We start from the raw sequence: 22,561 nt of genomic DNA, 5'->3' as shown, positions 1-22,561 counted from the left end.
CTTTTCCGTAGCTAATCAGGCCCGCTGCGGAGGAAGGCAGCCGAACTCCTCGATGTACTTCTGCTCGAAGCTCGAATATTGCCGCGCCGCCTTCTCCGTCCGGCCGAGGCTGGAATACAGCTCGACCAGACTGACGTTCATCTCTTCGCTGACCGGATAGATCGAGAGATACGCCTCGAGGCGGCTCACCGCTCTCTCCCAATTGCGCTGCTCCAGATCCTCCCGCACAAGACGCCGAACGATCCCCGTATACTGCTTCTCGAGCGCCTGCTCCTGTCCTATTTTCCACAAATAAGGCTTCCCGTCGAGCAAAGGTCCCCGGTATGCCGCGCGAAGCTGCTCCGCTTGCTCCGGGCTTAAGGTTCCGTTCGCATTGGAGGCAGCGTAAGTCCGGTACGTCAATTGGTCGTAAGGCTCTCCGTTCGCCTCCAGCGTGTAGCCTTCGGTCGTCTTTAGGATGTCTAGCGGCAGGCCATTCTCCTTGACCATCTTCTTCAGCAAGTAAATCGCCGTATGCAGGTTGGGCATCGCCCGCTCCTCGGACATCTCCGGCCAGAGCAGCTCCGTCAGATGCCACTTGGAGACGTCCGTGCCGGAGTGGCATAGCAGGTACGCAAGCAGCTCCTCCGCCTTGCGCGTCGGGCAGCGCACCAGCGCGCCGGCCGAATTGCGAATCTCGAAGCCGCCCAGGCAACGGATCATGGGCAGAGCGTCGGGCTTGCCGGAAGGCGCGGCTGCAGGCAGCTTCTCCCGGAGCCGGCTTGTCACCCGCTCGATCGCAGCCGGCGTGACCGGCTTCAGCACGTAGTCGAGCGCTTGCACGTCGAACGCAGACAGTGCATATTGCTTGTAAGCCGTGGAGAAGACGATAGCCGTCCGCTTCGAAGTCTCCAGAATTCGCTGAGCCAGCTCGAGTCCGTTCATCTTGGGCATCTCGACGTCGATGAACGCGACGTCCGGCATCAGGACCGGAAGCTGCTCCAACGCCTCCAGCGGACTGCCGAACGTCCCCACGATCTTATAATTGCCGTTCCGGCCAATGATCACCTTCATCATCTCCAGGACGGGTTTCTCATCTTCAACGATGATGGCACGATACATCTAACGCGCTCCCTTCCAGCCTTCTACGATTGATAGGGCAAGTAGATTGTCGCGACCGTGCCGGCTCCACGCTCGGAATGCAGCGTCAGAGCCGCCCCGGGAATGCCGTCCAGCCGCTTGCGAACGTTCGCGATTCCGATGCCATGCCCGCCCCTGCTCTCGCTTGGCTCTCCCTTGCCGATCTTCTGCATCCGTTCGTACGGAATGCCGACGCCGTTATCCTCGATCGTCACGACGACATAATTCTCTTCGATACAGGCCGAGAGCCGGACCGTGCCCGGTCCATCCTTCTCGAACAAGCCGTGCCGGATGGCGTTCTCGACGAACGGCTGGACGGATAACGACGGCACCTCGAATTCCTCCAAGCCTTCTTCGATCTCGCAGAGAAAGTCGAAGCGCTCTTCGAATCGGGCTTTCTCGATCTCCACGTATGCTTCGATAACCTCCAGTTCTCTCTGCAAGGGAACGAGAGACTTCTGCCGATCCGTCTCCAGGATGTGCCGGATGTATTGGCTCAGAACGGAGAGCAGCGAGGCCGCCTTCTCCCCGTCCGTATAGCAGAACCCGATAATGCTGCTGAGTGCGTTATAGAGAAAATGAGGCTTGATCTGCGCTTGGTGGAAAGCCTGCTCGCTCAGCATCGCCTCCTGGATCGAGATCTTCATCGAGATCAGGTTCTGGATGCGGGCCATCAGCGTCTCACCGTCGAAGGGCTTCGTCACGTAATCGTTGGCGCCGGACCGGAAGCCGAGGGCGATGTCCCTTGCCGAGTCTTTGACCGTTGAGATGAGAATGGGCAAGTCGAGAATCGAGCGCCGCTCCCGAATCAGCCGGCACAGCTCGATACCCGATGCGCGAGGCATCATGACGTCCACGATCGCCAGGTCGACGTTCGGGTACTGATGCAGCTTGCTTATGGCCTCCTCGGCCGAGAAAGCCGTCACTACGTTGAACTTATGGCGTCTGAGCATCTGACGCAGCGTCAGAATGTTGGAGGCCTCGTCGTCCACGACCAGCACGGTGTGCTCATGCCCGTCGAGCCGGTCCAGCGGGCCTTCTTCCGGCTCGATTCGATTCGATCGCTCGCGCGATGCGGCGATCTCCAGATAATCGGGCATTTGCTTGGCAGCCGGCAGGGAAAATCGCATACGCGTTCCCGTTCCGGGCTCCGTCCAATCGAGGTCGATCTCTCCGCCCATTCGCTCGATGAGCTTGCGGCTGATGTAGAGTCCGACTCCCATGCTCTCGTAACCGTCGCGGGGCAGAAGCGCCGACTGCGTATCGGCGTAATCGCGGAACAGCGTCGCACGCTTCTCTGGGCCAATACCTGTCCCCGTATCTTCCACAAATACGATGACCTTGTCCTTGTCCATGGACGACTTGATGACGACCGCCCCGCGCTCGGTATGCTTGATCGCGTTGTGCACGAGATTATACAGCACCTGCCGTAGCCGATTCTCGTCCGCGAGCATCCATGTCTCCGCTTGAACCTGGTTCTCGAAGCGAACCTGCTTGCCCGACAATTCGAAAGACAGCATATCGAGAACGATCTGAACCGCCACCCGCACGTCCACCACGGTCGGATACAAGCGAAGTTCCCCGTGCTTCAAATGGGTGACGTCGATCAAATCGCGAATCAGCATGGACAGCTTGGAGGCGGTATCCTTGACGAGCCATAAGCTTTGCTTCTGCGTAGCGCCCAAGCCTCTCTCCTCGTCTTCCAGCAGGCCGGAGATCAGGTTCAAGATCCCGTTAAGGGGCGTCTTGAGCTCGTGCGACGTATGAATAAGGAATTCGTCCTTCAATTGATTCGATAGCGCAAGCTGCTTCGAGAGAACTTCCGTCTTGGCGTACTCGTTCGACACGCGGACGGCCAGGAGCAGATTCATGAAGAGGATGAAGCCGAGCAGCGCACACTTGGCAACCAGGTCGGTCGGTACCATGTTCTCCCCGTACAGGCTGATGCCGAACAAGAAGATCATCAGCGTCAACAGGCCGCCCAGCAGCAGGAAGCGTTCGGTTCTCTCCGTCTTCTCGGCCGGATTGCGCGCGTAGAGATAAATCAATCGGCACGCCAGGCACAATACAACGACCGCCTCGTACATGACGAAGAGATACTTGTAATCGATATGAACCCGGTAGGAAAGAAGCACGACGGACGCAAGATACAGAGCGAACGGAAGCTCCAGCCATCTTCGCGTTCTCGGCTTGAACAACCGGTTCTCGACGATCGAGAATAACCGAATGATAAGAACCACGCCAAGGAACTGGAACAGTTCAAGCGATTTGTAAACCAGGTCGAACGGCAGATCGGGAAGCATCCGCTGGGTGATTTTCTCCCCGTAGATCGACATCTGCAAGCCTAGCATAAGCATGTACGACCCGAGGAGCAGGTAAGCCTTCTCCTTCCTCCCGAGCACGTAAACGCTGATATGATACGCTCCAAGAATGACAAGAACCAGGCAAATCGCGAGATCGGTGCCGATTTGGACGCTATTCAGCTTCGTCATGTCCGAGCTTAGGCCGAATTGCAGGGAATTGACGATTCCGCCCGTGACGAAGTCGTAATTGGATACCTGCAGAACGATCTCGATCTCGGAGCCGTTCGGTTGAAAATAAGCCGTATAAGGCGTGTTGCCCGGCTTGTTCGTCGCGCGGGCTTCGGAGGGCTGCCCGCTCTCCCCCAGCAGCTTGCCGTCGATATAGAGACGATGCCCCATGCGGATGCTCGTCACCTTGATTCCGTAGATGTCATCCGAGGGGCTAAGGCGAAGGAGCAAACGATAGGTGCCGTAACCTCTTCGCGACATTCCGTCGCCATTCTCGGCGGTTCCGCGCCAAGTCCCGGGCACCTTTAAGTAGGAGGCAGCAGGACTTGAGCCTTGACGGAAGCGCTCAGGTGCCACCAGCTCGCCCGGGTAGAACGCCCACTCGCCATCGAGGACGGCCAAGCCCTTTTTCTCAAAATCCCAGCCGCTTAGATCCAACTCCCCTCTGTCGGCGCGAGGCGCCTCCCGGCTAGGGACGGTCGGATAATAGATGGCCAGGAATGCGCCCGCGATAAGGAGCAGGAGAATGCCGATCGCTATATGCTGACGTAATCTCATCGTATGTCTCCAGACCTTTCCCTACTCATGCTCCCCATTCTATCATCCGCTGCTCAAGGAAATCTCACAAACGCGGGAGTTTCTCTTCTTCCCATTGTAGAACGCGATCGGCGGTCTTTAATACCCCGTCGGGATTTGCTGCATCGAAACAACCAATCAACCCGGTTTCGGATCAAAGACACTCGACAAAAATCGGCCACGGCAGTAGTCGCCATGGCCGATCTCATTCTGGTTCAGATTAATTCGGATTGCTTCAGCAGCCGCTGTATCGTCGCCGCAACTTCGTTATTGCCTTTCCTTAATGAGCTTGGCTGCATACCCTTCACCTAAAAGATCCGATGCAGCAAACTGCTGCGCGACCTTCTAAACGCAGAAATAACCGCTATTTTATTTCAATAACACATCAGAATAATCTTGATGACGGTCAAATTGACTTTTAGCAAAAGGACATAGCGGTTTAATCTTAATTCCTTTCTCCCTAGCAAATTCGACTACTCGCTTCACTAACGCCTGTCCTACACCTTGACCGCGCAGACTGTCGGAAACGATCGTGTGGTCTACAATAATCGTATGATTCCCCTTCGGAACATAATGGATCTCTGCTTCTTTATGATCTTGTTCCCCTACATAAAAACCGTTCGCATCTTCTTTAATCGTAAACATCATCTTCCCCCGTCTCGTTAGGTTTCGTTAATCCTATCTCGCTTCATTCGCGTTATCTTTCCTTATATATTCCAAAGCGCCGCTGGGACAATTATCGATTTGAGCTGCAATGTTCTCGGCCGTATCTCCATCGGCGTAAACCCATGGCTTCTTCTTGACATTGAATACGTCCGGCAACCCTTTTACGCAATTTGCCGAATGAATGCATCTTGCCGGGTGGAAGATAACTTCAATATTTTCACCTACGTACCGCTTGAATTCGTCATTCATGAATGACCACGCTCCATTTCGTTATTTGGCCAACGATCTTATTTACGATACAGAGGATATTTGACCTGTGCCGGTACCTCGATCACAATAAGACGGAGCTCGGCGTCGCCCGTTGCCGTAAAGTTCGCTGCGATCGCTTGCTCTGGCCCGATAATGACAAAATCTTTGTGTTTGAGCGCCGTAACGTCCGTGATAGACGCCGCATCGGCAACTGCGCCGTCGCCGCGGATGGCGAGCGCCGCCAGGTTGTAATCTTCGCGAACAGGCTGAACGAAGTTACGGCCCGGCTTCACGGTCACGTCCCACATCCGCGCTTCCGTAACCATCTTGACCGGCGCTTCATCGCCGATGACCGTTTTCACCGTGGCATCTTCCGTCTCGACGATCGGGAATTCCTCATGATCGTAATGGTTATAGGTCGGCGTCGTCTTGAGCGCTTCGGTCAAATGCGGCTCAAACCAAATTTGAAACCCTTCGTAGGGTTCAAGGATCGATTCGGCATGGGAGATACCTGAACCCGCCTGCATCACTTGGACACCGCCAGCGCCGACGATGTTGTCTGTACCAAGCGTATCCTTGTGACGACCTCTACCCTTTATGACATAGGTTAATATCTCAAAACCCTGATGAGGATGAAGGCCGATACCGCCTTCACCTGTAGATTGTGCCCATGCCCAGTAAAATAAGGGGCCAAGGCGCTTAATGAGGGCTCCCTCGCCAGAAAATCCAATTGGCTTTTGTTCGAATATTTTGCCGCCGTCAAACTCGCCTTTTGCTTGGTCCTGCGGTTTAATGATTTGAATCTCCATCTATAACCCCTCCTTTTCCATTACATGCTCCTATTTATCCTAGCATTAGGATATCAATATAATTATCCTAATGCTAGGATATTATTGTGTCAACAACACCATCGTCATTTGAACCTTGTCCGGGGCACAGAACGCCTCATAAAACGTCAGCGCAAAAAAGAGAAAAGACCTGGATATGGATCAGGTCTTTTCTCGATGGAGGCACGAACGCCAATGGAGCCTGGCTTTCATTTGGGCCCTCCCGCTTCGTTCCTTCCGTTTGAATCCCTTAGCATTACAGTACGGGCGAACTCGCTTGGGGGAACGCCTCCCTTAACCGCGGGAACAGGCGCAAGGCATTCCCGAAGGCGATCGCCTTCACGTTCTCTTCCCCGTATTCCGCCGCGTCCTTGAGCACGGAATCGATCTGATAGCGAACGACCGCCTCGGACGGGAATGGAATATCCGCACCGAATAGTATCTGCGAATGGGGAATCAGCTTCTGCAGCGGTCCCAGGTTCAACGTCGTGTCGTAGTAGAGCCGATCCAGCTTAGCCATCTCGCGCTCGTACGATTCCGGCGTCTCTTCCAGATGCTCCGCGTGAATGACGGCCGCTGCAATTCTCCACTTGATGTACGGAACCATGCCTCCCGTATGCGGAATGATGAACTTGATGCGAGGATAACGGTCGAAAATCCGATGCACCGCCATCGTCGTTACGTTGCGAGTCGTGTCGAATGTGCCTTCCAGCAGCGCGGGAGACAGGCCCGCGATATTCTGCTTGAGCAGGATCGGATGGATGAACGCGACGGCTTCGCGGCGATCCAACTCGGCGAGCAGTTCCTCGTAATCCGGATGGCTCAAATACTTGTCTTCCCAACTGGACTGGAAGGCAACCCCTTCCAGCTTGAGCGTATCCAGCGCGTACGCCGCCTCGCGCGCGGCCGCCTCCCCGCTGTGCATCGGGAGCGTCCCGAACGCACCGAACTTTGTCGGATGCGCCGAGACCAGGCTGGCGAAGTAGTCGTTCACTTCTCTAAGCACAGACGAGATCTCCTCCGGCGGCAGAAAGTCCGGCGCGCCCGGCGCGGACAGAATGGACAAGTCGATATTCGCTTCCGCCATCTTCTCCAGCGAGAATCCCGGCGACCAGTCCGGCAGGATACTCGGCTTAGGGATGCCCAGCCGCTTCATCTGCGCCAGCACCGGCGGCGACACGATATGATGGTGAACGTCGATTAAGGGTATGGATCTGTTCATAGGTTCTTCATCCTCTCTGGATAGCCGGCGAACCGCGGGAACAACCGGAGCGCATTCCCGTAAGCGATCGCTCGCGCCGTGTCTTCTTCTCCCTCCGCCTCCAGCTTCAGGACGCCTTCCTTCTGATGACGAACGAGGATGTCGCTCGGAAACGGAACATCGGTGCCGAACAAAATTTGCGAGGGCTTCATCAGCTTGGGCAGAGGCCCCACGTTGACGGCCGTATCATAGTAGAGCCGTTCGAGAATCGCGAATTCCTTGGCAAAATCGGCCTCCGACGGCTCCACCGCCAGGAATCGATCGGGGGCGCCGGCATCGGCGGCCATGGCGGCCAAGGCGATTCTCCACATAATGTAGGGAACCATGCCTCCGGTATGCGGGATAATAAAGCGGATATTCGGATATTTGTCGAATATCCGGTTCGCGGCCATCGCCGTCACGTTGCGCGTCGAGTCGAAGGTTCCTTCGAGCAGCGCCGGGGACAAGCCGGCGATGTGCTCGCGAATCAGAATCGGATGGATGAACGTTATCGCGCCTCGGCGATCCAATTCCGCGAGCAGTTCGGCAAAGGCGGGATCGGCCAAATATTTTCCGTCATGGCTGGACTGGAATGCAACGCCGTCGAGCTTCAAGACGTCGAGCGCATAGATCGCCTCTTCCGCGGAGGCGGCGACGTCCGGCATCGGAAGCGTAGCGAAAGCCCCAAAGCGTCCCGGGTAACTCCGGGCGAGTTCGGCGAAATACTCGTTCGTCTCCCGAACGAGAACCCTGGATTCCTCGGGCGGGACGAATGCGGGTGCGGCGGGCGCAGACAATACGGAGGCAGCGATGCCTGCGAGATCCATCTTCTCGAGAGAAAACGCGGGAGACCATTGGGCCATCGGTCCAAACGGCGCCATGTTCAGCTCCTTCATCTTGCGAGCGACGGGCCTTGGAACGATATGATGGTGAACGTCAATGAAGGGATAGGAAGACATCGTCGGCTGCGCTCCTTTCTTAATCGATAAACGTTACAGCTTGAGCCATTCGTCCAATTGCTTCTGCTTCTCTGCGATGATCTTTTCGATGCCCGCATCCTTCAGCTTGCCGACGAACTCCTGCAGCTTTTCCGGCGGGGACACGCCCGTCTCCAGGAACAGGCTGTATTGGTTCGAGACGTTGCTGACAGCGGTAATCTCGTTCTTGACCGCGTCCATGTCGAAGCTGAAGCCCATGGCTTGCGACTTGACGGCGTTGGCGTTCCGCTCCTTCGTGGCCGTCCAGATATTCGGATCCGTACCCTCCCATACATAGGACAGGAAGTTGTTGCCTACCACGGTTTGGTTGGAATCATAGCCGGTGCCGGTCTGGCCCGCCGGCTTGGCGATGACCGCATCACCGCTCTTCACGTAGTGCTTGCCTTCGATGCCGTTGGTGAACAAGTTGACGATGTCCTTGTCGGTATACAGAAGATTCAGGAACTTCATCGCCATCTCGGGGTTCTTGCTGTTTTGGGAGATCGACATCAGGTTGGAGGCGACGCTGTTTCTCGTAATGTAAGGGGCGTTAAGCGGCGCGCAGATTACTTCGGTTCCGGCCGAGAGCTGCTCGGAATAACAATCGTTGATATTCCGGATAAAGGCGAATCCCTTCCCCGCCTTCAGCAGGCTTGGACCCGACTCTTGCGTCGTGGCGACGTCCTTGCTCAGATAACCCGCTTCATACCATTTGTTGACGATGGCAACGCGGTCGGCGTAGTCCTTCGATTCGTAGACGTCCTGAAGCTTAAGATCGGACGACCCGAAGGGGACGGAGCCCGGCGTGATGCCCATCGGATCCCCGTAGAGCATCTGGTTGACCGGCGTCTCGCTCAGCGAGTAGCTGACCAGCGGGACGATACTCGGTTCCTTCGCCTTGATCGTCGCGAGCAGCGGCCCGATATCGCCGATTCCGGAGACGGAGGCTTCCGTGATCCCATACTTGTCGGCGATATCCTTGCGCATCACCAGACTCGGCGTAAGCGAGTAAGCCTTGTTGCTCGGTATTCCGTACTGCTTCCCGTTCACCTTGCCGGCTTCGAGGAATTCGGCATCGACCGAATCGGTAATTCCCGAGCCGTATTGCCGGATCAGATCGTCCAGAGGCGCCAACTGCTTTTTGGCTACCTGCGAGTCCATACCGAACCACACGCTCGCGTACAACAGATCGAGCTTCTCGTTCCCCGCCAGCATCAGATTGATCTGCTGGGCATAGTTCGACACGCCGATCGGCACGAGCTTGACCGTCGCTCCGATCTTGGCCGCGGCGAGTTCGTTGATCGCGCCCTGAACGGACTCAAGATCCGAGACGTCGCCGAACGCCGGATACGTCATGACCAGCTCAACCGGCTTGCTCCCTGCGGATGCCCCGGAGCTGTGCGACGACGCCGACTCGTTCGAATCGGAATCTCCGCATGCGCTTAGCAGCATCGCGACTCCCGCCATAATGGATAGCGCGAGTCCCCGCTTTTTGTTATTCATGAACATTCAACTTCCCCCACTCCATGTTTTTTTGGCTATATCATGCACCGGGCCGCGGTTCCCGGACACAATCGGAATCAACCCTTTACTGCGCCGATCGTCAACCCTTTGACAAAGTACTTCTGGAAGAACGGATACGCGCACAGCAGCGGCAGGATGCCGACGACGGCAATGGCCATTCGAACGGTCGTAAGGGGAATCCCGGCACTTTTCGTCTGGATTCCGTTCAGGTTGTTGTTTTGCAAATACTGAACGTCCGCAAGCATCCGATAGAGGAGATTCTGAATGCTGTAGAGCGAGGTGTCGGTAATAAAGATAAGTCCGTTCATCCAATCGTTCCAATAGGAGATGAGCGTCATCAAGCCGATGGTCGCCAGGATCGGAAGCGAGAGCGGCAGCACCATCCGGACGAAGATCTTGAAGTCGTTGGCGCCGTCGATGTAGGAGGATTCGATAATCGGGGCCGGAATGGAGGTCTGGAAGAAGCTTCTCATCAAAAGAATAAAGAAGCCGTTGGTCAACAGATTCGGCAGCATCAGCGCCCAGATCGTATTTTTAACCGAGAGCAGATCGGTATAGACCAGATAGAAGGAGACAAGCCCGCCGTGGAAAAGCATTGTGAAGAACACCAGAAAGGTCGCGGTTCCCCGGCACGGCATCGTCGGCCGGGATAAAGGATAAGCGAGCAGCGTGGAGATTGCGAGACCGATCGCCGTGCCGGCCGCGGTCACCAGCGCGGAGATCCCGTAAGCCCGGACGATCGTCGCGGATTGGTCCAGCAGGTAGGCATAGGCATCCAAGCTGAAGGCTCTCGGCAGAAACGAATAGCCGTGCCGAATGATGGAGCCTTCGTCCGTGAAGGACGCGGAGACAAGCAACAGGAAGGGAAGAAAGCAAACAAGAGCGGCTGCTCCGATCAGCGCGTGCGAGATCGCTTGAGACGACAGGCTGGGCTTCATGGATGTCTCCCCTCCTAGAACAGCGCCAGTTCGCGGTTTCTGCGGCGCACCATGTAATTGGTGAGCAGAACGAGGACGAACCCGACCGTCGATTGATAGAGGCCTGCCGCAGACGACATTCCGATGTCTCCGAACTTCATCAGGCCGCGGTAGACGTATGTATCGATGACGTCCGTCGTCGGCTGAATGGCGCCGGAATTGAGCGGAACCTGATAGAATAGACCAAAGTCTGCGTAAAAAATCTGTCCCACGGCGAGGAGCATCATGACGACGATCGTGGGCTTCAGCAGCGGAACGGTGATCATTCGAATCTGGTGGATCCGGCTCGCTCCGTCAACGGTTGCCGCCTCGTAATACTCGGCATCGATCCCCACGATCGAAGCAAGATAGACAATGCACAGGTACCCGGCCGTTTTCCATAAATGAACGAACGTCAGAATATAAGGCCAATACTTGGCTTCCGTATACCAGGAGATCGGCTCCATGCCAAGCTGGCTAAGGGCCTGCTTGTTGATGAACCCGTTCTGTTCGTTCAGCATCGCCAAAACGAAGTAGCTGACAACGACCATCGAGAGCAAATAAGGAAGCAGGATGACGCTCTGGTACAGTCTGGAAAAGAAGCGGTGGCGCACTTCGTTCAGCAGGATGGCAAGCGCAACGGCAACAATCGTCGTCAGCACGATAAACGTTCCGTTGTACAAAATCGTATTGCGAGTAATGGTCCAGGCATCGGAGGATTGGAACAAGTATTCGAAATTGCTGAAGCCGATCCATTCGCTGTGAATGATTTTGCCCAGCAGGCCGTTGTAGGAATAGTCGATATTTTTGAACGCGATGATCACTCCGACCATAGGCAGATAATTGTTCAGAACGAGATAGCCCATCCCCGGCACGATCATCAGTGCCAAAATCCAGTGGCGCTTCAGCTTCATCCATTCCGAGCGCAGCATGGCTCGCCGCATATTCTCCCCTCCTTCACGATCCGACCTGCGCCCTCGGCAGCGGAATGGCGCCATCCTGATGCCAGCTTCCTCCGACCAGCTTTCCTCCCGCGAAGACCGCTTCCCGCTTGGGCGCGGAGGATAACGCGTGCATCGGATTCATGGCGTCGACAAGCATAAAATCAGCGCGATCTCCGACTCTCGGACGCAGCGGAGCGGCCGTGATAAGGGGGTAGGCGAGCAGCAGCTCTTGATTCGTCCGCCATCTTAGCTTCTCGGCGAGCCTGCTCCCTCGGGCTAGCAAATCTCCGTTGCCGAACGGGCTCCAGGCGTCAAGGATATTGTCGCAGCCCACGCCGACCCTCACGCCCGCCTGAAGGAGTTGATCCACTCTGGGCATGGAAGAATCGATCGGAACGCTCGTGATGATCGCGACGTCGGCTTCTCTCAGCTTGTGAGCGATCTCGAGAGATTCCGCCTCGCCAACTTGCCCGAGGCAATAAGCGTGACTGACCGCCGTGCGGCCTCGTTTGCCCGACGCTACGGTGAGGTCAATGAAGCGCTCGATCGTATAGAGGCCGAGATGTCCAGGGTCATGAAGATGCAGATCGACCCCCGCGTCGTATTCCGCAGACAGCTCGAACATCGCCTCCAGACTGATGTCGACCTCTCTGTCCAAGCCGGCCGGGTCGACTCCACCGATGAGGTCAGCGCCCGATCGCATCGCTTCCCTCATAACGCTAAGGGAATTGGACCTAAGCAGACCTTGCTGAGGAAAGGCGACAACCTCGATGTCGAAAATCCCACGGAACTCTTCCCTTATTTGAAGAACATCCTCCAGATGCCTTAGCCCGATCTCCGGATCCACATCGACATGCGTTCTGATCGAGGTCGTTCCCATTTCCAACAGCCTGTTCAGCAGCCTGCGCGCTCTTTCCGCGGCAGTCGTCGGAAGCGCATGAAGAAGCGACTTTTCGAATCGGAGCTGGTCGGGGAGATCAAGGAAAGGCTGCAGCGGCTTCCAAGGTTCCCCCAGAAAGTGCTTGTCGAGATGCAGGTGCCAATCCTTCAGCGTCGGCAAGTACATCAGTCCGTTCGCATCCATTGCCGATTCGCTCTTTTCATAGGAAGAGCCGTTCGCCAAGGTGAGTGAAGCAATCGTTCCGCTTTCCGCATCTAAGGTTATATCGAATAATTCTTCGCCGATCCGGATCCCGTTGATTCGGTCTTGTTTCACGCGCCCACCCCGCATATGTCATTATAAATAACATAATCATCTTACCTTCACATCATATCGATAGGAAAAGAAAAAGTCATGGTACGAATCATACGATAATCATTTGAATATATGTACGAAACATCTAATCCACTCGTTAATAGCAGTCTTTTTTGTGTTACTTTATATAACACAATCATCAATAAGGGGCGATTAGTTTGAATTTAGACGAATTGATCCGGAATTCGATCTTCGCCAACGCGAGAGTCATTGCGGGCTCCAAGGGGCTTAAGAACGAGGTTCAGACAGTCAATATCATGGACGCGCCTGACATTATCAATTATTTGAAGCAGAAAGAGTTTCTGCTATCCAACGGGTATTTTATCAAGCAAAGCCCGGATACTCTAAGCAAATTAATTGCGAATATGCACGCCATGGGCTGCTCCGGTCTTGCGGTCAAATCCAGGCGCTTCGCGCTGGCGATCTCTCCCGAAGACCTTGCGGTTGCGGATCGTCTCGGCTTCCCGCTTATCGAGCTGTCGGAGGTCCCCTTCTCTCTCGGCGAGATCCTCCAACAATCGACGAGCTTTATCCTCGACAACAAGAACCATGAGCTGCATTACGCGCTTACCGTACACAAGCAATTTTCCGGCTTGATCATGCACGGCAACGGCTTGGCCAAAATACTGGACTTCCTCAGCAGCCTGATCGCCTCCCCCGTCATCCTGCTCGGGTCCCGGCTGGAGATGATGGAGCGCTCCTCCTCCCTCGGCCAAAATGCCTTGCCCCTCGTAACCGCCATTGCCGCCGCGCTGGCCTCGATTCCGCCTTTTCAGACGACGCTCTCGCTCTGCTTGGTCGACGCTTCGTTTCCTGAATGTCGCGAGCTTGCGCTGCACCCCATTCAGACGTACCGTCACGAAGGTTATCTCGTTACTTTCCCCCTTTTGCAAAAGGAGGATCGGCTGACGGCCTTGACGATCGAGCAGGCCGCGAATGTCATTGGACTGGAGATGATGAAGAGGCAAGCGGTCAAGGAGCGATCCCGAAGGTTTAAGAATGAATTTTTCGCGGATTTGATCGATGGTTACTTCGTCACGGAGCAGGAGGTCTTGCATCGAGGCAAAAAATACGGCCTTCGCCCGCGGACGCCTATGCTGCTCATCGCCGTGCGTCTGGACATTGCTTCGGAATCCTTGCGCGCAACGGGTTTAAACAGCAGGGAAGAAAGCTTGCAGAGCGAGCGGGATATTTATTATGAGACGCTAAAACGGCATTTTTACGCCCTCCGTCTCCAGTTTACGATGTTCACCCGGAACGACGCCTTCGGACTTCTGGTCCAACTAGACGACACCGAGCTTGACGAAACGGAACTGCGGGGCGCGCTGGAGAAAATCTCTTCCGATCTGCTCTCCCAATCTCTCATCGGGGTGTCGATTGGAATCGGAAGTCCCGTAACGGACCCGCTCGACATCGGCTTATCGTTCAAAGAAGCGCTTAAGGCGCTGCAGACCGGCTATTCGATGGGCAAAAGCCGCTTCGTGCTCTCGCATCGCCGCAACGACGTCGGTTACCTGCTGCGCCTGCTGCCCTCGGAGGAGCTGCGAAGATTTTTCGACGAGACCTTCAAGGGATTCGATATGTTGGAAGAACGCGAGCGCCAAGAATTGCTTCGAACGCTTAAAGCCTACTATGACAACCACTGTCATCTCATCGATACGGCCAAAACGCTCTTCGTCCACCGCAATACCGTCCTCTACCGGCTGGACAAATGCGAGAAAATCGTCAACCTGCATTTAAAAGACGCAACCGAGAGTTTGAGAATACGTCTGGCGTTAGCCATCGAACCTATTCTAAAGGGCAAGTCGGTCTGACGGCAGTTTATTCATTCAGCTTATGGCCAGAAAGATTCCATCTTGTCCGTCCGACTATCCCGAGCCTATAATTGAACCGCTGAACCTCACGATGCAAGGAGGGGATCGGAATGACCGAACATCAAACGCCGCCTCCCGACTCGCGCAACAACGACAAGGGTGCTTCGGAACGGCGGGAGGAACGGCCTTTTCAGCACGATTTCGACAACCTTTCGTACATCGGCATCCAAATGCTGAGCACCTGGCAGGTGGACAGGCATACGCACGAGCACTTCGAGCTGTGCTACGTGGATGAAGGGCAGGGCTGGTTTTCGATCGACGGGGATTTGTATCGCGTGCGGCAGGGGGACTTGTTTCTGACGAAGCCGGGAGAAGGGCATCAAGGCGCTTCCCTCGGGGCGTCTTACCGGCTGTACTACACCGGGTTCCGGCTGGCGTACCGGCAGAAGCTTGAAGCGGATTTTTACCGGCTGGGGCGCGTCCGCACGGTACGGGATACGAGCGGCGACGTAAAGCGGTTGTTCGATGCCGTCTTCGTCGAGATCGAAGATCCCGGTCCGCATTCGGCGCTGATGGCGGAAAGCCTGTTCCAGCAATTGCTCGTTCGCGTCATCCGTCTTTATCGCGCGGCAGCCTTGCCAGACGGCGATCCGGGAGACGGTCCGCTCGCTCCGGCGATGAGGGAGCTGCTTCAATACCTGCACGAGCATGCTAGCATCGACTTCAACGCGACGGACCTGGCCAGGAGACAGCATCTCAGCCGGACGCATCTTGAACGGGAATTCAAACGCGCGTTCGGCATTCCGCTCGGCAAGTACATCCGCATGCTGTGCGCCGATCGCGCCAAATATTGGCTGGCGGAGTCGAGCGAGTCGATCACGTCGATCGCGGAAACATTAGGATTTTCGTCGCTTCACGCCTTCAGCGTGTTTTTCAAGCGGCAGACGGGAATCTCGCCTTACGCCTATCGGCATGCTTCGTCGCCGAATGACGAAAAACGTTAACTTCCGGTGGAAGCCAGACAAAGCCGGCAGTCCATCTCCGCGTTAAGATGGAAGCATCGCACGAGAACAACGTGCGGCAACCATCCTAGCGGGAGGAATCGGATATGTCAGATCGGAACCACTTGCTGCCGACGGAGGCAGACATCGCTTTTTACAAACAGAACGGGTACTGGATCGCGCCGCAGCTCATCGACGAGGCTCGGCTGGAACGGCTGCGCGAGCATATGGAACGGGTATTTGCCGGCCAATTCGAGACGGGACGCGCGCCGTACGACGGCTATTGGACGCCCGAGCAAGGCAACGGGCTGCGCAAAACCGACAATTCCCACTGGTCCGATCTGGAGCTTCGCACGCTGGCCACCGATCCCGTCATCGGCGAGATCGCCGCCCTTCTGATGGGGGCCGACGCCATTCGCCTGTGGCACGACCAGCTGCTGTTCAAGCCGGGCAACCCCGACCGCAGGGCGGGCGGCAACGTGGGCTGGCACCAGGATTACGCCTATTGGCAGTGCGCGGCCGAGCCGACGCTGATCACCGCCTGGGTCGCCTTCGACGACGTCAATCCGGACAACGGCTGCATGCAGGTCGTTCCGCGAAGCCACAGATGGGGTTTGCTTAACGTGAACGATTTCTTCGAGCAGGATATGGAGAAGCAGCGCCATGGCATGGACCTTCCGGCGGATGCCTCGTTCGAACCCGTCCCGATGGCCATGAAGGCCGGCCAGGTGAGCTTCCATCACGCGCTCGCCATCCACGGCAGCGGCCCCAACACGACCTCGCGGCCGCGCCGCTCGCTGGCAGTCCATCTGATGACCGGAGATACGCGTTACAAGTCCGGTACGCGCGGCGACAGCCACATGAACGTGGGCCTGCTGGACGGACGCGACGGCGATCTGTTCGCGGGAGAGGCTTTCCCGGAGCTGTTCAGGAGGAACTGAGCGGCGCAGCGCAAATATCCCTTATTCCGACGACTTGTCGGAATAAGGGATATTTTAACAATATGCCTCTATCAGATAGCGATGTTTAAGCAGCGTGATCGAATGAGGAGGGAATACATACCACCCCTCCGGACTGTATCGCGCATTTTATGATCTACGTGCGTCACTTGATCCGCCACCGCAAAGCCGTTAACCGTTTCCCAAGATGGACAATTCAATTCGATAGTTTCGAAGATCTCCAAGCTTTCCGTTCCGGCAAATGACACAATTGCAGTCACGGCCTGTTCCGGTTGGCAGTTGACAACCGCGACGATGACCTCGCCTTTCTCATCGTGATAGGTTGCCGAAACATCCAGACAAGCGCTCCTTGTCTCTTGATCGTCGCCAGCCGGTAACTTCACTGATTCCCGCTTCGCAGTAAATATAAAGTAAATATAAAGTAAATATAAAGTAAATATTTTCTTTATCTATTTGCAGTCCTTTTAAAGATAGCGCAAGATAGCACAGACTATGCTTAAAAGAAGAAGGGGACCATGAGCTTCATGGTCTCCTTTGTTAGTGCTTCTTAGTAAACTTACTGAGTCAGAAGATCCTTCAGGTATGAATCTAACAAGGCTTTATTCTTGGATTATTTGATACTTAATATTAGAATCGTTTAAGTCTTCAACGACTTGGTAGCGTATATATGTGATTACATCATACAGATCAGCACAATGTACACTTGAATTTGAAAACCCTGTTTCAGTTTTCCACCGATCGGCCATATACCCTCCTCCACACACTTTATAAATGGAGCAGGATTTACAATTTAAAGGCAATAACTCTTGGTTTTGAAGACACTTTTGAAAAAGGTCTGTTTGGATCAATTCATCAATATTATTTTCAAGTACATTTAAAGACAATCTCGTTAGCCCATCTCTACACGTTCTTAACATATCGGCTGGTTCTATACTTCCGTCTGTTTCGATGACAACTTGGTTCAAGGGAACCGGCCCAACACAGTCGAGCCGGGAATTGCCTGATAGCAATAACCTAATTACATTTGAGAACCATCTAATATTTATTTCTACATTTTTATCGCTATACCAAGCTTTAAATACTGAAATATAATACTCCGCTAAGGACTTTTCTGATTTTTTAGGCGGGTTATCATGATTATAACTTGGCCAGAGAAAATCCATATTTTTAACGCCTAAATCTAATAGATGATTGTATACATCTTCCCCAGAAATTTCGGGATCAGCAACTACTAATACGCCCCATTTTTTGTACCCAGATTTTAATAGCAGATCTATTCCTTTTGTCACCTTCTCATAACTTCCGTTACCGTTATGATCTATTCTATTTTGGTCGTGAATTTCTCTTTCTCCATCAAGGCTAATTCCAATATTTACACTTCTACTCTTAAAGATAGATATCCATTCGTTGTCCAGTAATGTACCATTAGTTTGAATACAATAAGCTACTCTTAAATTCGCGGGCTTCAGTTCTTCAGATTTTTCAAGGAACCAACTCACCCACTCTTTGCCGCTTAATAGTGGTTCACCACCATGAAGAACTACGTCAATTTCAGATATTTTGTGTTTCATTGAATAACTATAAATCTTATTTAAAGCTAAAATAGCCGTTTCTCTTAGCATTATTTTAGGTTTGCTTTGAAAGGTTGTATCTCCCTTATTAAACATGTAGCAATAGCTACAGTTCAAATTACATCTGCTAGTAACTTTAATGATAAAGCTAGTGCATACCATGCTCAGTTTATCCTAACCCAATTTAAATTTTGCTGTGAATTCAATTCTTGCTGCAATTTTTTCGGTTTTCAACTCATCTTCTATTTTATATATAAGCGGGTGTATCTTTTCTAATGCTTTCATATTAGGAACAGTAGCCTCAATTTTTATTGGAGCACCGTCACCAGTATTTACTGAATCAATCTCTTCGCCTCGATTGCCTTTTAGCGAATGAGTAACGTCACCGTACTTTTCATTAGAACTTGACATAGTCGGAACCTCCTTCGTTATGAGTGCCTAGATCAATTTATTCAAAAATTAAAAATTCATTACTGTTAAACGACATGTTTGCATGAGGCGAAAGAACCAATTTATAATTCGTCCGAATATTGCGTCAGCATAAAAGAGCAGTCGATGTAACTGTAAATAAAGATAACCGACCCAATCGGGATCGGCTATCTCACTGATAATTTATTTCCGCTATCTCTTACTCGTTTAGATCATTTCAACCATTATATTTTTAAAAAATGCATCCCCTTGGCTCACGAACAGCCCAAGCTTACCTCGCTCAATATCGTACATTCTTGCGCTCATTGCGACTTCGCCATTGATATAGATCTCGCAAATCGATCCATCGATGAAGATCTGAAGCTGATGGCTGCAATCCGGCAGCAGCTCAACCGGTCTTTCCAGCTCGACTTCATAAGGGAACGTCTTTCCCCCGTCCTCGCTCTGCATAATAGGCCCGCGGAACGTGATCCTGTGCCGCTGCGGTTCCAGCGTCACATAATAAGCTTCATCTAGTCCCATCCCAGTACGAAGCATAACGCCCGCTCCTTGCGTATGTTCCGAGAAGCGAATCTCCAACGAAACCTTGCATCGGTCAGGTAAATCCTCTTCTGTCAGACTCGCGGCAAACGCATAGGGAGATTCGCACGCATATTCGTCATGAGCCGGTGACGACCACTTGCCGGCGACTGCTTTCCATTGCAGCGGTCGCTCGACCGCAAAGGCTTCATTCACAGAATCCGGCACTTTAACGGCGAGCGTGCCATCCGGACGCTGAATGATTTCATGAACGATAAGATTGCCGCCCCAATCCCAGGTGTTGTAATCCTTCCCCGGATGCTTCGGAGGATTCCAACCGAACAAGTCGTCATTTTTCGTTGGGTTCCAGCCGAATAAATATCGCTTCCGGCCATCCGAAGCCGACTTTGCTGCGTAGTACGCTCTGCCGTCGAAGGTATCGACCTTCGGCGTAATCCATGGACCGTTCAACGAGCGACTCATTCGGTAAAAGGTTGCGAACCGCTCCGTGTAGTTAGAGTAAACCAGATACCACCAGTCCCCCATCTTGAACAAATCGGGGCATTCATGAGCACCTACATGGATATTCGGCGCATAAATCGGCTCACGATATGTCCATTTGCTCAGATCCCGGGACGTGAGCAGAGCTACGCAGCCCTTGCGATTGGAAGGTCCTTTGGCCATAGCCGCAAGCAGCATCCAGTACTGCCCCTCTTCTTCATTCCAGAATACGAAGGGATCCCGCCAGTCCGAGAGCTCGTAAATCCGGTCGTCAGAGGAGAAGGTATCCTCCGGAATCGTCGTCCAGTTCATGAGATCAGTGCCCACAGCATGGCAGACGAGCTGCTTTCCCTCGGGGAAAATGCAATAAAACAGGTGGTACGTATCTCCGACCTTCATCACGTGACCGGTTCCGCCGTATATTTGGCACGCACCATATGCTTTGTAATGACAAAAATCATTCGTTCCGATCAAGTGCCAGCCGTTGTCCAGACCTTCCCGATCATTCTCTCTCCATCCATGAAGATAAAACAGTTTAAATTCGTTGTCCTCAAAGTAGGGAATTACGTCGCCAACCCAAGCGTCTTTAGGACGATAGAAAAATTCTGTCATGTCCCCAAGCTCCTTACTCGCAAAGTTAATTTCACGCAAACGTTTACGTACATGCGATTAAATTTCCTTTAAACACGATAGGCGGACTGCATTTCCCAAATTTCGAGCGACTTGACTACTATTGAAGAGTCGCCCATAAGCTTCAGGCCTTGTGCGTCATGCCCGAAGGGGAAAATACGCGTCGTCAGGCTTTTTATTCCGTTGATGTACGCCTCGATCATGGATTTGTCCAGGTAGATATGCAGTCGCAGATTGTCGCCATCCAGATCGACGGGTCCGCCTTCGATGCCTTTCTCTACATCCGGTTCCATACTCGACTTGTTGCGGTCAGCCATGAAGCTTGCGCTCGCTTTGTCATAATACAGCAATGTCTCTTCCATCCCGTCGGGCGAAACGCGAACCTTGATCCCCAAACGTTCGGCCTCCCCAGGCTCGAGCTCCAGCTTGATTTCCAGCAAGTCGCCTTGTATTTCGTTGAGGCATTCATTCGCGGCTTCAAACGAGAGCTCGGAGGCTTCAACCAGCTTGGGCCCCCGCAAAGTCTCCAATTCCTTGATTGGCTGGATGCCCGGCCGACCGTCCGGCCGCATGGCGATCTCTACGGGAAGTCCCGCATTGCCGAACCAACCCAGATCGCGGCTGATTCTTGGATTCATCCCGAATATGACGCTGAACAGAATGATCCTTCCGCTTGGATCCACGAACCCGCTTGGCCCGATCCAGTGTTCGCCCACATCGAACACTTGCGGTTCTTCATCGTCGGGAATAAAAGTCAGGCGGGCCGGATCCCAGGTCCCAACCCAGTAGAAAATATATTTACAGTAGTGCGGGCTTGCGTGAAGGAACCACGGATTAACGATAAAAATGTGCTTTTGCTCCCCTTGCTCGTTTTTATAAAAGGGGAACAGGAGCGGCAGTTCCCAAGCGTCCCCTGTCTTGGGGTATTTCTTCGAATCGCCGACATAGATCGGATTTCGATAAGTCCATTGCGTCATATTTTCCGATGTGTACAACAAGGCCGTGCCGCCTTTTCCCGGTATGCCGGACGTCACGATCATATACCATGTCCCGTCTTCCTTCCATACGAAAGGATCTCTAAAATTCCCCGGGAGACCTTCTCCTTCCGGTAAAGCCGCAACATATTCAGGGTGCTTGACCCAGTCGACCAAATCGTTGTTGCCATCCTCGCCATACGTGCTTATGGCCAAGGCAACGGATTGATCGGGATTCCGCCGTTTGTCGCCTGCCGCATAGAAAATGACGGGCACGCCATCGTCATTGACCGCCGTTCCTCCAGACCAGCAGCCATCAGGGTCGATACTGCCTTTCTCCGGAGAGAGGGCGAACGGCACATCGCGCCAGCGGAGCATGTCCGAACTTACCGCATGTCCCCAATGGATCTGATTCCAGTACGGGCCCTGAGGGTTATGCTGGTAGAAAATGTGGTATTGTCCGTTGAAGTACATCGGCCCATGCGGCTCATTCATCCAATGCTCGGGCGGAATAAAGTGAAAATGCGGCCGATGCCTGTCTCCCGCATACCTGCTTCTACGTTGAGCGGTATCCGGCGATCCGACGGACACGCCATCACAATCAGCCTTAACCTCCTCGGTCGATAATGCCCGATCATACAATCGAAGCTCGTCGATGATGCCGTTGAACATATTCGTCGCAAACGTGCCATGCAGCACGCTCGGCTTATTATTTTTGCCTATCAGGAGGTCGACTTGCGCCGGCCGCACTTCGGTGTACGGCGGGATACTTGTCCGAGCTACCTGCTTTCCGTTCAGATAGAGCGTCATGCTCCCGTTAACACCGTCAAATACGGCCGCGACATGAGACCACGCATCCCTTGGAATCGGATCCGCTTCGGCCCAAACCTCATACCAGGCTTCGCCTGTCCCGATCTGGAAGGACCAAGCGCCATGACGGAACATCCCGAGAACAAACCCCGTCTTCGTCTCCCTGTCATGCTGGCCCACAATCGCGGATAATCTGCCCCCGTCTCCATGTTCATACGAACGAGGCGCAACCCAGCCTTGAATCGTCATGGCTTTAAACGTATTCGTCAAGGCCGGCGCGGAGATCCAGGTCGAATATCCGTCGAACAGCAAGGCGCCGCCTTTAACGCCGTCTACCCAAAGCGGCTCGCTGGAAGGCTTGTAGAGGGCTTCGTTAAATACATAGCGGACTTCGTCCTCGCGTCCGGTACACTTTTCCCGCACCCGATTGCCCTTGCCTTCGTCGAAGCTCCAATGCGCGATCAGATTCTGACTCATGAGACACCTCCA

The 22,561-nt window shown here is 53.8% G+C and carries 18 protein-coding genes; 3 read left to right on the top strand and 15 right to left on the bottom strand.

Annotated features, from left to right (window positions below):
* Positions 1-15: 15 nt before the first annotated feature.
* From KB449_RS01155 to KB449_RS01105, 11 genes are all read right to left on the bottom strand, one after another.
* Positions 16-1,101, bottom strand: a complete 1,086-nt coding sequence (locus KB449_RS01155; RefSeq protein ID WP_282906597.1) for a response regulator — start codon at positions 1,099-1,101, stop codon at positions 16-18.
* A 23-nt stretch (positions 1,102-1,124) separates the two neighbouring features.
* Complete coding sequence (locus tag KB449_RS01150; RefSeq protein WP_282906596.1) at positions 1,125-4,208, bottom strand: hybrid sensor histidine kinase/response regulator; 3,084 nt, start codon at positions 4,206-4,208, stop codon at positions 1,125-1,127.
* Positions 4,209-4,595: 387 nt separating this feature from the next.
* Positions 4,596-4,871 carry a GNAT family N-acetyltransferase gene (locus tag KB449_RS01145; RefSeq protein ID WP_282906595.1) on the bottom strand — a complete coding sequence of 92 codons (276 nt, stop codon included), beginning with the start codon at positions 4,869-4,871 and terminating at the stop codon, positions 4,596-4,598.
* A 33-nt stretch (positions 4,872-4,904) separates the two neighbouring features.
* A complete protein-coding gene (locus KB449_RS01140) occupies positions 4,905-5,141 on the bottom strand; it encodes a (4Fe-4S)-binding protein (RefSeq protein ID WP_282906594.1) in 237 nt (78 codons plus the stop codon).
* A 38-nt stretch (positions 5,142-5,179) separates the two neighbouring features.
* Complete coding sequence (locus tag KB449_RS01135) at positions 5,180-5,950, bottom strand: pirin family protein (RefSeq protein WP_282906593.1); 771 nt, start codon at positions 5,948-5,950, stop codon at positions 5,180-5,182.
* A 274-nt stretch (positions 5,951-6,224) separates the two neighbouring features.
* Positions 6,225-7,190, bottom strand: coding sequence for an amidohydrolase family protein (locus KB449_RS01130; protein ID WP_282906592.1), 966 nt, complete (start codon positions 7,188-7,190; stop codon positions 6,225-6,227).
* The gene (locus tag KB449_RS01125) at positions 7,187-8,167 is read right to left on the bottom strand and encodes an amidohydrolase family protein (RefSeq protein ID WP_282906591.1); all 981 of its coding nucleotides are present in this window, start codon (positions 8,165-8,167) and stop codon (positions 7,187-7,189) included. The genes KB449_RS01130 and KB449_RS01125 overlap by 4 nt, the downstream gene beginning before the upstream one ends.
* Positions 8,168-8,200: 33 nt before the next feature.
* Entirely contained in the window at positions 8,201-9,688 is a 1,488-nt protein-coding gene (locus tag KB449_RS01120; protein WP_282906590.1) for an ABC transporter substrate-binding protein, read from the bottom strand.
* Between the two features lie 77 nt (positions 9,689-9,765).
* Positions 9,766-10,647, bottom strand: a complete 882-nt coding sequence (locus KB449_RS01115) for a carbohydrate ABC transporter permease (protein WP_282906589.1) — start codon at positions 10,645-10,647, stop codon at positions 9,766-9,768.
* 14 nt (positions 10,648-10,661) lie between these two features.
* On the bottom strand, positions 10,662-11,609 hold the full coding sequence (locus KB449_RS01110) for an ABC transporter permease (RefSeq protein ID WP_282906588.1): 948 nt from the start codon (positions 11,607-11,609) through the stop codon (positions 10,662-10,664).
* A 13-nt stretch (positions 11,610-11,622) separates the two neighbouring features.
* Positions 11,623-12,825, bottom strand: a complete 1,203-nt coding sequence (locus KB449_RS01105) for an amidohydrolase family protein (protein WP_282906587.1) — start codon at positions 12,823-12,825, stop codon at positions 11,623-11,625.
* A 197-nt stretch (positions 12,826-13,022) separates the two neighbouring features.
* Here KB449_RS01105 and KB449_RS01100 point away from each other — a divergent pair, with 197 nt between their 5' ends.
* From KB449_RS01100 to KB449_RS01090, 3 genes are all read left to right on the top strand, one after another.
* A complete protein-coding gene (locus tag KB449_RS01100; RefSeq protein ID WP_282906586.1) occupies positions 13,023-14,678 on the top strand; it encodes a PucR family transcriptional regulator in 1,656 nt (551 codons plus the stop codon).
* Positions 14,679-14,788: 110 nt separating this feature from the next.
* Positions 14,789-15,682 carry an AraC family transcriptional regulator gene (locus KB449_RS01095; RefSeq protein WP_282906585.1) on the top strand — a complete coding sequence of 298 codons (894 nt, stop codon included), beginning with the start codon at positions 14,789-14,791 and terminating at the stop codon, positions 15,680-15,682.
* Positions 15,683-15,786: 104 nt separating this feature from the next.
* The gene (locus tag KB449_RS01090) at positions 15,787-16,620 is read left to right on the top strand and encodes a phytanoyl-CoA dioxygenase family protein (protein WP_282906584.1); all 834 of its coding nucleotides are present in this window, start codon (positions 15,787-15,789) and stop codon (positions 16,618-16,620) included.
* A 617-nt stretch (positions 16,621-17,237) separates the two neighbouring features.
* Here KB449_RS01090 and KB449_RS01085 read toward each other — a convergent pair.
* The 4 genes from KB449_RS01085 to KB449_RS01070 all read right to left on the bottom strand — a co-directional run bounded on the left by KB449_RS01085 (position 17,238) and on the right by KB449_RS01070 (position 22,549).
* Entirely contained in the window at positions 17,238-18,371 is a 1,134-nt protein-coding gene (locus tag KB449_RS01085) for a radical SAM protein (RefSeq protein WP_282906583.1), read from the bottom strand.
* 12 nt (positions 18,372-18,383) lie between these two features.
* Positions 18,384-18,620 (bottom strand): hypothetical protein, encoded by a 237-nt coding sequence (locus KB449_RS01080; protein ID WP_282906582.1) that lies wholly within the window; start codon positions 18,618-18,620, stop codon positions 18,384-18,386.
* A 225-nt stretch (positions 18,621-18,845) separates the two neighbouring features.
* Positions 18,846-20,270 carry a glycoside hydrolase family 32 protein gene (locus KB449_RS01075; protein WP_282906581.1) on the bottom strand — a complete coding sequence of 475 codons (1,425 nt, stop codon included), beginning with the start codon at positions 20,268-20,270 and terminating at the stop codon, positions 18,846-18,848.
* A gap of 68 nt (positions 20,271-20,338) precedes the next feature.
* A complete protein-coding gene (locus KB449_RS01070) occupies positions 20,339-22,549 on the bottom strand; it encodes a GH32 C-terminal domain-containing protein (protein ID WP_282906580.1) in 2,211 nt (736 codons plus the stop codon).
* Positions 22,550-22,561 lie beyond the last annotated feature (12 nt).

Origin of the sequence: Cohnella hashimotonis, assembly GCF_030014955.1 — a bacterium.
Lineage (GTDB): Bacteria > Bacillota > Bacilli > Paenibacillales > Paenibacillaceae > Cohnella > Cohnella hashimotonis.
This window is presented reverse-complemented; position numbering and strand designations above follow the sequence as displayed.